Below are 11,786 nucleotides of genomic sequence, written 5' to 3' on the forward strand. Positions count from 1 at the left end.
TCAGCGTATCTGGTGCTTGTGCAACAAGCGGTAGAAGGTAGGCCGCGAAATACCGAGCACTCTTGCCGCGATACTCAAGTTGTCACTGTGGCGATTCAACACATCGCACAGTGCCTGGCGTTCGGCGCGGTATTTGTAGTCCTCAAGAGTTCCCATGGGCGCTGCAATGGCCTGATGGCTGAGTAACCCCAAGTCCTGGGCTTCGATTTGCCGCCCTTCGGCCAGGACCAATCCCCGGCGAACACGATTGGCCAGTTCACGCACATTGCCCGGCCAGTCATGTTTGCCCATGGCGATCAGCGCGTCCTCACTGAAGCTGCGCGGACGCCGCCCGGTTTCCTGGCTGTAAAAGTGGGAAAAATGGTTGGCCAGCTTCGGCAGGTCACCATGGCGCTCGCGTAAAGGCGCGGTGACGACCTGTAAAACGTTCAACCGGTAATACAGATCTTCACGAAAACGCTTTTTCTCGATAGCGGATTCAAGATCAACGTGGGTCGCTGCCAGTACCCGTACATCGACCGGAATAGGCTGGCTGCCACCGACCCGCTCAATGTGCTTTTCCTGTAAAAACCGCAGCAGATTGGCTTGTAACTCCAACGGCAGGTCGCCGATCTCGTCGAGAAACAGCGTGCCGCCGTGGGCCGCCTCGATACGTCCGACCTTGCGCTGGTGAGCGCCGGTAAAAGCACCCTTTTCATGACCAAAGAGTTCGGACTGAATCAGATGTTCAGGGATAGCACCGCAATTGATCGCCACAAACGGCTTGCTGCGGCGTTGTGACAGCCGGTGCAACGTTCTAGCCACCAACTCCTTGCCGGTGCCGCTCTCGCCGCGGATCAAAACCGGCGATTCGGTAGGTGCCAGTTTGCTCAACAGTTTGCGCAACTCGCGAATCGGCGGGCTGTCACCGAGCAATTCATGTTCCAGCTTATCAACATGAATCGAGCCTTGGCCGCGCAACCGTGCCATGCCGAATGCACGCCCCAGGGTTACCTGTACCCTGGACACATCGAACGGCAAGGTATGGAAGTCAAAAAACCATTCGCAGACAAAATCACCGACATTCTGCAAACGCAGAACGTCCTGGCTAAGCACAGCGATCCATTCGGTTCCGCTGTGGCTGATCAGTCCCTTGACCGCCTCCTGTTGCTCCAGGTGAAACGGCTGCAACCGTAGCAGGCCGACATCGCAGGAACGGTCATAAGCCAATTCAAGCGTACAACTGTCTACGTCCCAACCCACCAAGCGCAATCCGGGCAGCAGACGGTGACAATCATCACAGGGATCGACCACTAGCAATCGTCGTAAGACAGGTGTTTCGATCATGACTGTTCCTTGGCGCCAAATTTATGAAATGTTATTAGAAACAGTCATTTGGCAGAACCAGTTGTAACATTAGCAATATTTTGACGCCCTCTTGTATCAATTGATTATAGGGCTAAGACCAAATCCTTACGAGTTCGTTATAAGGGGGAAGGCTATTAGCTGCCTAACTAATTGAAACCTTTCATTCAGCTTTCAAAATCGCGGTTTAAGCATCGTGAATAAAAAAAGTTTAAAAAACTTGTTATCGTGTGTGACCTGCCCCCACTCTGCGGGCATCAGTACAAGTAACCAGCCGAAAGGTAAGCCCAACCGACGGCACATCACTTGTTTGGGCACAAGGAGAGAAGACCCCATGAACGCCCCGCTCCGCATCAACGAAGCACTTTTGATTGCCGGCCACGCATTCGAGCCTTTTCAATGCGTTGCCTGGGCCCCGCAAGACGGTAATGGCGAACTCAGCCTGACCGTTATCGACCGGACCAACACCCATATTGGCCGCAAACAGATTCCGAGCAGTGCCTATTCCGACCCGGCGCAACTGGAAAGTCTGCTGGAAGAGGTACGTGCCGAGTTGAGCCAGGAAGGTTATAAACTGCAATCCTGGACAATGCCGGAATAAGCACGCTCACGGATCACTATCAGTGATCCGCGCAATGCTCTCGCCCAACTCTGGATATACCGCCTTTCGTCGCGTTTGCTTTAATGCTTGAAAGCGATCTGGCGGTATATCAGCTTCTTGAAGTTCCCCGGTTCCCTCCTGTTTACGATTTTCAATGTCGTATGCAAACAGATTTGGTTTCAGTGAACGCGTCGAGCCCATCGGCGCCGAAATCTCGCCCGATTCCAGACTGTTTGAAACCACCAAAAGGCATGTTCGCATCAATGAGTGTGTGGCTGTTGACCCATACCGTACCGGCCTCAATCAGCGAGAGACGGTCGTCGGGATTGATGACTAGCGTAGGTGAAACGTAAAAACCTTCACCGTTGGGCACCGTTGTGCCGCTGATCAGTTCAGGGTGGTGGCCTGGGATGTGGAAGTGACCAATCAGCTGGTAGAACTGGTGGCCAGCTATGACATTTTGACCTTGGTGGTGAAACGCGAGGAGTAACCACGGCTGCAGATCGTTCCCACGCTCCCGCGTGGGAATGCCGCCTTGGACGCTCTGCGTCCGCCCCTTGGTGACAAGGAGCGTCACGGGATGCATTCCTTTGCTGCGCGTGGGAACGATCCTCAGGCCTGAAGGCTTTTTCCCACACTTGATCTTCCCTTTCGCTTACGGCAACTTGCGCGCCTCTCACTACAAAGGAGCTGCCGATGTCCGGTTCAATGGCCCAGGCGTTCGCGCACAATTTTCTCGGGCATTCACCACGCTGGTACAAGGCAGGCATTGTCGCGTTCCTGATCCTCAACCCGCTGGTGCTCTGGACCGTCGGCCCGGTGGCTGCCGGTTGGCTGCTGGTGGTGGAGTTCATTTTTACCCTGGCCATGGCACTCAAGTGCTACCCGCTGATGCCCGGCGGATTGCTGATGGTCGAAGCCCTGCTGCTGCGCATGACCACGCCTCAGGCACTGTATGACGAACTGCTGCATAACTTCCCGGTCATCCTGCTGCTGATGTTCATGGTGGCGGGCATTTATTTCATGAAAGACCTGTTGCTGTTCCTGTTCTCGCGCCTGCTGCTGGGGGTTCGGTCCAAGGCGTTGCTGGGGTTGATGTTCTGCTTTCTCTCGGCGTTTCTGTCGGCGTTTCTCGATGCCTTGACGGTAACGGCAGTGATCATCAGCGCCGCGGTGGGGTTTTACTCAGTCTATCACCGTGTTGCCTCGGGCAATGATCCACGCCAGGACAGCGAGTTCAGCGACGACAAACACCTGCCGAAGCTGCACCACAAAGACCTTGAACAGTTCCGCGCCTTTCTGCGCAGCCTGCTGATGCACGGCGCAGTGGGCACCGCCCTGGGTGGTGTCTGTACGCTGGTGGGCGAGCCACAGAACTTGCTGATCGGCCATGAGATGGGCTGGCACTTTTCCGGGTTCTTCCTGAAGATCGCCCCGGTATCGCTGCCGGTCCTGGTGGCAGGCCTGGTGACTTGCGTGCTGTTGGAGAAGTTGCGCTGGTTCGGTTACGGCACCTTGCTGCCGGATAACGTGCGCGCAGTACTGGCCAACTATGCCGCTGAAGACAACGCCGAACGCACCTCCCGTCAGCGCGCGGCGCTATTGGTTCAGAGCCTGGCGGCACTGATTCTGATCGCCGGGCTGGCGTTTCACATCGCCGAAGTCGGCCTGATCGGCTTGATGGTGATCGTGCTGATCACCTCGTTCACCGGCATCACTGAAGAACACCGCATCGGCAACGCCTTCAAGGACGCAATGCCATTCACCGCATTGTTGGTGGTGTTTTTCGCGGTGGTGGCGGTGATCCACGATCAACAGCTGTTCACCCCATTGATTCAGTGGGTGCTGGCCCTGCCGCCCGAGCAACAACCGGGCATGCTGTTTATCGCCAACGGCCTGCTATCGGCCATCAGCGATAACGTGTTCGTGGCGACGATTTACATCACAGAAGTGAAACAGGCGTTCATTTCCGGCCATATGAGCCGCGAACACTTCGAGACCCTGGCCATCGCCATCAATACCGGCACTAACCTGCCGAGCGTGGCGACGCCAAATGGGCAAGCAGCGTTTTTGTTTTTGCTGACGTCGGCGATTGCGCCGCTGATTCGTTTATCGTACGGGCGAATGGTATGGATGGCGCTGCCATATACGGTGGTGATGGGTGTGCTGGGCTGGCTTGCGGTCAGTTACTGGCTGTAAGCCGAAAGATAATCGCGTAGCAGCTGCCAAAGGCTGCGTTCGGCAGCTGCTACGAAGAGCTGGCTTCAGCGCGGCAGGATAGACCGCTCGAAGGCCCCTGCCGCGCCATCCTCGACATTGCTGCCGGTCACCCGAGACGGTGCCAGGCGCGTCCGTCACGGGCCAGCAATTGCTCCGCCGACGCCGGGCCGTCTTCACCTGCCGGGTAAGTCTGAATGGTGGAGTCCTCCTTCCAGGCATCAAGGAACGGTTGCACGGCGCGCCAGCCATTCTCGATATTGTCGGCACGCTGGAACAACGTCTGGTCGCCGGTCAGGCAGTCATAGATCAAGGTTTCGTAGCCGGTGGACGGCTGCATCTCGAAGAAATCCTTGTAGGCGAATCCCAGCTCGATGTTGGCCATGGCCAGCGCCGGCCCGGGGCGTTTGGCCAGCAAGTCGAACCACATACCTTCGTTGGGCTGGATCTGGATCCTCAGATAGGTCGGTTGCAATTCATCAACTTCGGTATCGCGGAACTGCGCGTACGGCGCGGGTTTGAAGCAGATGGCGATTTCCGTGTGGCGCACGCTCATGCGTTTGCCGGTACGCAGGTAGAACGGCACGCCGACCCAGCGCCAGTTATCGATCATGACCTTGAGCGCGACGTAGGTTTCGGTGTTGCTGTCGGGTGCTACCTTAGGCTCATCGCGGTAACCGGGCAGCGGCTTGCCGCCAAGTTCGCCCGCTGCATACTGGCCGCGCACCGAGTTCGCCAGCGCCTCCTCGGTGGACCAAGGGCGAATCGCTCCGATGACTTTGGCCTTTTCCCCACGCACCGCATCGGCACCGAAAGCGGCCGGTGGTTCCATCGCGACCATTGCCAACAACTGGAACAGGTGATTGGGCACCATGTCCCGCAGCGCGCCGGTGTGTTCGTAGAAGCTGCCGCGCGTCTCGACACCGACGGCTTCCGCCGCGGTGATTTGCACATGATCGATGTAATGGTTGTTCCAGAAGGCCTCGAACAGGCTGTTGGAAAACCGGCTGACGAGGATGTTCTGAACCGTTTCCTTACCCAGGTAATGGTCAATCCGGTAGATCTGCTTCTCCGTCATGACCTTGAGCAGACAGGCGTTCAGCTCTTGCGCGGTTTGCAGGTCGGAGCCGAAAGGTTTTTCGACCACCACCCGGCGGAAGGCCTCCGGCGCTTCTTCGAGCAGGCCGGAGGATCCGAGACGACGCACCACTTCACTGAAAAAGCGCGGCGCCGTCGCCAGGTAAAACACTGCGTTACCGGTGCCACTGGCGGCGATTTTTGCCGCCAGTGCCTCGTAGGTGCTGTCGTCGAGGAAATCGCCCTGGACATAGCTGATGCCCTTGGCCAGTCTGGACCACGACGCTGGTTCAAGGACGTCGTCGCCTTTACCGATTTTGTTGGCCGCCTCGGTACGAATGAAATCTTCGAGCTTCTTGGCAAAGTCCGCATCGCTGATCGCGTTGTGATCGACGCCCACGATACGCAGGCCATCGCTCAGCAAACCATCGCGACTGAGGTTGTACAGCGCCGGCATCAGCAGGCGCTTGACCAGATCACCATGGGCGCCGAACAGAAACAGCGTGGTCGCCGGCGCGGGTTCAGCCTTGGATTTTTTTCGGCGCGAGGTCATTTCTTGGGTGTCTCGACATGGCCGCCAAAACCGAAGCGCATGGCTGACAGTAATTTGTCGCCATAGGTACTTTGCTGGCGGGAGCGGAAGCGCGCGAACAACGAGTTGGACAAGACCGGTACTGGCACCGATTGCTCCATGGCCGCCTCGATGGTCCAGCGCCCCTCGCCGCTGTCGGCCACGGCGCCAGAATAACCGTCGAGTTTCGGATCGCTGGCCAGCGCATCGGCGGTCAGGTCCAGCAGCCAGGAGGAAACCACGCTGCCACGGCGCCAGACTTCGGCGATGTCGGCCACGTTCAGATCAAAGCGCTGATCTTGCGGCAGGTTTTCCGAGGCTTTGGTTTTGAGGATGTCGAAACCTTCGGCAAACGCCTGCATCATTCCGTATTCGATGCCGTTGTGAATCATTTTCACGAAGTGCCCGGAGCCCGCCGGGCCGGCGTGGATGTAACCGCGTTCGGCGCGATCATCCTCGGCCACCCGATCCTTGGTCCGCGGGATGTTGCCCAGGCCCGGCGCCAGGCTGTCGAACAGCGGGTCCAGACGTTTGACCACATCGGCATCGCCGCCAATCATCATGCAGTAACCGCGCTCCAGCCCCCACACGCCGCCGGAGGTGCCGACGTCGATGTAGTGCAGGCCTTTTTCCGACAGCGTGTGAGCGCGACGGATGTCGTCCTTATAAAAGGTGTTGCCGCCGTCGATGATCACATCGCCAGCATCGAGCAATTGACTCAAGATTTCGATGGTTTCTTCGGTCGGCCCACCGGCTGGAAGCATTACCCAGACCGCTCGCGGTTTTTCCAGGCCCGCGACCAGCGCCGGCAAGTCCGCAACACCGGTTGCGCCCTCTTCGCTCAGGGCGGTGACAAATGCGGCGTTGCGGTCGTAAACCACGGTGCAATGCCCATTGAGCATCAGTCGCCGCGCAATATTGCCGCCCATGCGGCCCAGTCCGATAATCCCCAATTGCATGTACTGATGCTCCTTACTACAAATAAATATGTTTTAAAAGTTATAGCGCAATGAGGCTAATGAAGGTTAGTCGAAAGCGTCCAGACATAGTTTCCTCTCAAGCGGAGCAATACGCTGGATCACCTGAGACATTACGAAGAAGACAGACGACAATTAGAAATAAAAAAGTTCCATTCGCAGAAAAAAAGAAATCAGAAACGGCACCGGCTGCTTCCCGCCCTCGCAACGAGGATCACAACCACTTCTTCGCCCCATGCAACTGTTAACTTGCGCTTAATAGAATGGCCACACACTGCGCCCATGACCTCATATCACGGACGAAGCAGGCACCACACATTCTTGATGGAAAACACAGCATGAAACTTTCAACTCTGATCCTCGCTGGCCTGATGGCCGTTAGTTCTGCCGCCGTGTTCGCCGAAGGGGGCGCCGAACGATCCAGACAGCATTGGGACAACTTCAATCTGAGTCAGCAAGAAGTCCATGACAAATCCGATAACACGGCGTCTGCCGACGCGGTTAAAACCGCACCTGCCAATGACGATCAGGCAGTAAGGAAACAAAAACCCAGCGCCTGATCCCTACGCAGCAATCTATGAAACTCTGGCAATACCGCTTCTTTGGCAGAGATTAACCTTGGCGTCCTTCCGGACGCCTTTTTATGCCTGGAACATTCGTAACGCCCGCCTTACTGGTCGGCGCAGCCACTCATGCACGCCTGGTGCCCGACGGTGTTACAAGGCTTTGGTCCAGAACAGCATACGGCCATGGGCCGGGTCTAACATCCCTGCGGCGAAACCGAATTTACCGTAGGACGCCTGAGCTACCTCATTGCCCTCGAGGACTTCCAGGGTGATTTTGCAGCAGCCACGCTGGCGGGCAATGTCCTCGACCTTTTTCAGCATTTTCTGGCTCAGGCCACGCCCACGAAATTTCTTCACCACCGACACGTCATGAACGTTGACCAATGGACGGCAGGCGAACGTTGAAAACCCTTCGAAACAATTCACCAACCCGGCCGGCTCGCCACCGACGAATGCTAAAACACTGAATGCATGGGGACGCTTGGCCAGTTCGCCGGGCAGATTGTGCAACACATCGGCCGATAATGACTCGCCGCCGCCCATAGGATCTTCGGCGTAGTGATTCAGGATAATGCTGATGGCTTCGGCATGCACCGGGTTGGTATAGCTGGCTTGTAGTACCAGAATTTCTGCGGATTCCATTTCCATCCTCGATCGCATAGTGATGTTCGCTCCCTCAACGCGTCTCCAGACGACGGAGAAGGTCAACGGACCTTATCGTGACCGGGCCGGTTCCGACAACAGCTGCGTGAGATTGCTGTAGTCCCTGGAATTTACCGTCGGCGTCAGCGTCAGCGTCTTACGCCGCAAATCTGCTCTCCGGTCCAGATTTCAACGCGCTCCAGAAAACCGCTGCAATTGCATCTCCCGCAAGCGACTGAGGGTGCGGCGAAACGCAAACTCCAGGTAACCCTCGGTGTACAACGATTCCATCGGCACCAGGGCCTCGATGTACAGAGGAACCTTACGGTCGTAACACTCATCGACCAACGCGATGAAGCGCCGCACGCTGTCGTCATGCACCGACAACTGCGGCAGCTCCCGATCTCCTGCATCGACCCGCTCGACCCCGTCTTCGGTGCCGCGGGCAATTCGCCCGGGACGCTTGTGAGCGCTGAGGTTCGGTACTTCGCTCAATAGAATAGCGTTGAACCTGTCGCACAACGCCATGAAGTCCATCGCTGCAAAGGGTTGCTCGCACAGCTCCGCATAAAGACTCCAGAGCACGGTTTCGCTGGACTGCACGGCAGTGAGACGACGGTAACCGACGCTGACCGGCTCACTGGAAACGGCATACCCGGCAGCCAATCCCTTGAACACTTCGTCCATGACGTCCGGTTGGCCAGGCGTACGGACCCAATAACGCTGAACTCCGAGGCCCGGATGCAAGCGATGGTCTTCCCTGCCATCCATTGCCACCACCTGCATATGGTTTTTGATCGCTTCAATGGCCGGCACAAACCGCTCACGATTGAAGCCATCGGCGTAGAGCTGCACCGGAGGTTGATTGGAGGTGGACACGATGACCACGCCTTCCTCGAACATCACCTGAAACAATCGCCCGAGAATGATCGCGTCGCCGATATCGTTGACGAACAACTCGTCGAAACACAGTACCCGCACCTCAGCGCTCAGCTCACGGGCCAGCGCCTTTAGCGGGTCGGCAGTACCGGTCAATTGAAACGAGCGCTGATGCACCCAGCCCATGAAATGGTGAAAGTGCTGACGTCGGGCCGGTATCCGCAAACTTTGGTAGAACTGATCCATCAACCAGGTCTTGCCTCGGCCCACCGGCCCCCAGAGGTAGACGCCGCTGATGTGCGTATGGCCCTGGTGCAGCGTTCTGTGACACTGCTCAAGCGCCTGCACCGCTTGCCATTGGGCGTCGTCCTGGACGAAGCCCTTTTGCTCGATGGCGTGTTGATAGGCGCTGAGGGGGGAATCGAAGGTCATACGGGCAAATAGGTCCGGGGGCTGAAGCCGGACAGTATGCCAGTAAACAACGATATCTCCCGTAGCAGTTGCCGCCAGGCTACGTTCGGCCGCGTAGCGGTCGTAATTCGGTCATCGCGATTAGCCTGGAGAACCGCGATGGACGATTTTACGACCGCTACGCGGCCGAACACAGGCTTCGCCTGCGGCTACAGGAGCGTACAGTTACAACGAAATATCCAGCCGAGCGATCTTGCCTTGCTCGTCGAGCCGGAACACATAACGCAGCTCCAGCGGGCTTCCGGGAAAGGTGCCGCGGATCTGGTTTTTGACCAGCACCTTGCCGGTGCGTTGTTGCACATCAAGGACTTCAACCCGCGGTTGGTAACGTCGGGCGGCGTCCTCCATCCATTGGGCAATGGCAATGGTGCCGACCCGATGCTCGCCCTCATCGAAAACGTTGGCATCCTCGGCGAAGAAACTGGCGACCGCCGAGCTGTCACGGGCATTGGTGGCAGCAATGTAAGCGGCGATGGCGGGCGCGAGTGAAGAGGCTGGATTCGACATGTTGATACGGCTCCTTGTTTGTTGATTCTGGAGCCATGCTAAGACAGCCATGTGTCAATTCTTGTCAGGAGTGAAACGCCCCGCCTCATCCAGTTGCATCAACTTGCGCCAGGCCCGCAACAGATCACTGCGACGCCCCGGATAGCGCTCACCCTGCTCGCTGGCGGCGGCAATCCGGTCGGTGCGAAAAGTCCGATAGGCCTCACGCAACTCACACCAGGCGACAATCACCCGCACCTCATTGAAAAAGCCTAACGCCAACGGCCATATCAGCCGCTGGCTGGGGACTTTATTCACGTCTGCGTAATCGATGTGCAGCTTTGCCTGGCCGCGAATGGCCTGGCGAAAGACATTCAACTCCACGGCATTCTGCGGATACCCATAACCGGGCGGTCCGGGCAACACCGTCGGATTGCGCAAGGCATCCTGCGCCGCCGGTGCCAATACCGCCGCGATCTTCGCCAGGGCATCGGCCGCCGCTTTACTCAACACTTCATCGCCGCGCTGATCGACATAACGCAAACCCAACACAATGGCTTCAGTTTCGTCGGCGTTGAGCATCAACGGTGGCAGAAACAGACCGCTGCGCAGTACGTAGCCAATGCCCGCCTCGCCAAAGATCGGCGCCCCAAGGGCGGTCAATTCGGCAATGTCGCGGTAAATCGTGCGCTCGGAAATCTCCAGCTCGCTGGCCAGCGCCGCTGCCGTCACCGGGCGGCTCTTGCCGCGCAGTACTTGCAGCAACGTCAATAAACGGGTGGTACGCGACACGCTGATCACGCTCCTGTTCGAAAGGTTCGTGAAGATTAGCAGAGCATCCTGTCAGAAATTGTCAGCAGAGAAATAGGCGGTGAACCGCCACTCGCAGGTGTGCCCGGAAAAATGCCTCGCGGGCATGCCTGCGATGACGATCTGACAAGCAATGGATATTTCTGCAGAAGAAAATAGATTCCAATAGAAATTTATTTTATAGGAGTTGCCCAAGATGTATTTTTGATCCATTCAACAGCCACCCGCCTCTGGAGTCATCCCATGCCTTTAGTTCGTGTCGACATCAAAAAGCATCAGGATCCCACCTACGTAAAACGGGTCGGCAAGTTGATCTACAACGCCATGCACACCGCTATCGGCGTCCCCGATCACGACAACTTCCAGATCCTCGCCGAGCACGATGAACAGCACTTCATCTACGACCCGGTTTACCTGGGCATCAACCGCACCGACAACCTGGTGATCATCCAGATCACCCTGAACGAAGGTCGCAGCACCGAGCAGAAGAAACTGCTCTACAAGGCCATCGCCGAGAGCCTCAACACCGAACTGGCCGTGCGCCTGGAAGATGTGTTCATCAACCTGGTGGAGGTCAAGAAAGAGAATTGGTCGTTCGGCAATGGGGTTGCTCAGTACGCCGATTGATTGAACTGGACGCTGATCGTTTGCCGCAGCATTCTCTGTAAACACACCGCTTGATCGTGGCTTACGCCCCGATCCCGGGGAGCTATCCATGAATAACGCGCTTATTTCGCCTTCGCCTTGTCGGGCCTGATCTGGAGCACCAACTTCATCTTCATGAAATGGGCGGCGGCCTGGATTTCGCCGACACAGATCTTTTTTGCAGGTGCTGTTCGGCTTTGTGCCAATTCTGATTTTCGCCCTCAGTCGGCGCGCACCGAGCTGCTCGCATCTGCGTCACGGACACCACTTTATGGTCATGGCCTTACAGGCGACGGTGATCTACTACGCCTTCGCCAAGGGTGCTGCCGGACTGCCCCATGGTGGTTTCTATCGTCACTTCGATTCCAGGGAAGCCTTGGCGCAGGAGGCATGTGGTCGTGCATTCGAGCAATCGGCGCAGCACTGACGGTGCCGTTGACAAGCTTCGATGGCCAACAGCATGATCGGCCTATGAACATTCTCGCGCTTGATCTCACCCG

Annotated in this window: 11 protein-coding genes and 2 pseudogenes; 5 read left to right on the plus strand and 8 right to left on the minus strand. The window is 57.1% G+C overall.

All coding sequences use genetic code 11. The features are described 5' to 3' along the window. Positions 1-1,326, minus strand: coding sequence for a sigma-54 dependent transcriptional regulator (locus AC07VR_RS07530; RefSeq protein ID WP_495010886.1), 1,326 nt, complete (start codon positions 1,324-1,326; stop codon positions 1-3). Positions 1,327-1,678: 352 nt separating this feature from the next. On the opposite strand from AC07VR_RS07530, the gene AC07VR_RS07535 reads away from it, so the two are divergent. Continuing rightward, positions 1,679-1,945, plus strand: a complete 267-nt coding sequence (locus AC07VR_RS07535) for a hypothetical protein (protein ID WP_494995283.1) — start codon at positions 1,679-1,681, stop codon at positions 1,943-1,945. A 151-nt stretch (positions 1,946-2,096) separates the two neighbouring features. Here AC07VR_RS07535 and AC07VR_RS07540 read toward each other — a convergent pair. Next, positions 2,097-2,264, minus strand: a pseudogene (locus AC07VR_RS07540) (aldehyde dehydrogenase family protein); the annotation flags it as partial. A 377-nt stretch (positions 2,265-2,641) separates the two neighbouring features. Between AC07VR_RS07540 and nhaB the strand changes: the two are divergent. Beyond that, positions 2,642-4,144, plus strand: a complete 1,503-nt coding sequence (nhaB, locus tag AC07VR_RS07545) for a sodium/proton antiporter NhaB (protein WP_495010887.1) — start codon at positions 2,642-2,644, stop codon at positions 4,142-4,144. Positions 4,145-4,271: 127 nt separating this feature from the next. Here the strand turns inward: nhaB and zwf are convergent, their stop codons facing one another. Together zwf and gnd are read right to left on the minus strand one after the other, a co-directional pair. Then, a complete protein-coding gene (zwf, locus tag AC07VR_RS07550) occupies positions 4,272-5,792 on the minus strand; it encodes a glucose-6-phosphate dehydrogenase (RefSeq protein ID WP_495010888.1) in 1,521 nt (506 codons plus the stop codon). Beyond that, positions 5,789-6,769: a phosphogluconate dehydrogenase (NAD(+)-dependent, decarboxylating) gene (gene gnd / locus AC07VR_RS07555; protein WP_495010889.1), complete on the minus strand. Its 981-nt coding sequence runs from the start codon at positions 6,767-6,769 to the stop codon at positions 5,789-5,791. Before gnd ends, zwf begins: the two co-directional genes overlap by 4 nt. A 356-nt stretch (positions 6,770-7,125) precedes the next feature. On the opposite strand from gnd, the gene AC07VR_RS07560 reads away from it, so the two are divergent. Further along, positions 7,126-7,347, plus strand: a complete 222-nt coding sequence (locus tag AC07VR_RS07560; protein ID WP_495010890.1) for a hypothetical protein — start codon at positions 7,126-7,128, stop codon at positions 7,345-7,347. Between the two features lie 156 nt (positions 7,348-7,503). Here the strand turns inward: AC07VR_RS07560 and AC07VR_RS07565 are convergent, their stop codons facing one another. The 4 genes from AC07VR_RS07565 to AC07VR_RS07580 form a co-directional block, all read right to left on the minus strand. Then, a complete protein-coding gene (locus AC07VR_RS07565; protein WP_494995278.1) occupies positions 7,504-7,995 on the minus strand; it encodes a GNAT family N-acetyltransferase in 492 nt (163 codons plus the stop codon). A gap of 189 nt (positions 7,996-8,184) precedes the next feature. Beyond that, positions 8,185-9,306 carry a cell division protein ZapE gene (zapE, locus tag AC07VR_RS07570; protein WP_495010891.1) on the minus strand — a complete coding sequence of 374 codons (1,122 nt, stop codon included), beginning with the start codon at positions 9,304-9,306 and terminating at the stop codon, positions 8,185-8,187. A gap of 204 nt (positions 9,307-9,510) precedes the next feature. Next, positions 9,511-9,852, minus strand: a complete 342-nt coding sequence (locus tag AC07VR_RS07575) for a nuclear transport factor 2 family protein (protein ID WP_494995276.1) — start codon at positions 9,850-9,852, stop codon at positions 9,511-9,513. Positions 9,853-9,906: 54 nt separating this feature from the next. After that, positions 9,907-10,623 (minus strand): helix-turn-helix transcriptional regulator, encoded by a 717-nt coding sequence (locus AC07VR_RS07580; protein ID WP_495010892.1) that lies wholly within the window; start codon positions 10,621-10,623, stop codon positions 9,907-9,909. A 261-nt stretch (positions 10,624-10,884) separates the two neighbouring features. On the opposite strand from AC07VR_RS07580, the gene AC07VR_RS07585 reads away from it, so the two are divergent. Both AC07VR_RS07585 and AC07VR_RS07590 read left to right on the plus strand, forming a co-directional pair. Continuing rightward, positions 10,885-11,268: a tautomerase family protein gene (locus AC07VR_RS07585; RefSeq protein WP_495010893.1), complete on the plus strand. Its 384-nt coding sequence runs from the start codon at positions 10,885-10,887 to the stop codon at positions 11,266-11,268. Between the two features lie 340 nt (positions 11,269-11,608). Beyond that, positions 11,609-11,707 (plus strand): annotated as a pseudogene (locus AC07VR_RS07590) (TetR/AcrR family transcriptional regulator); the annotation flags it as partial. Positions 11,708-11,786: the final 79 nt, after the last annotated feature.

The organism is Pseudomonas sp. GW821-FHT02H09 (assembly GCF_059421425.1).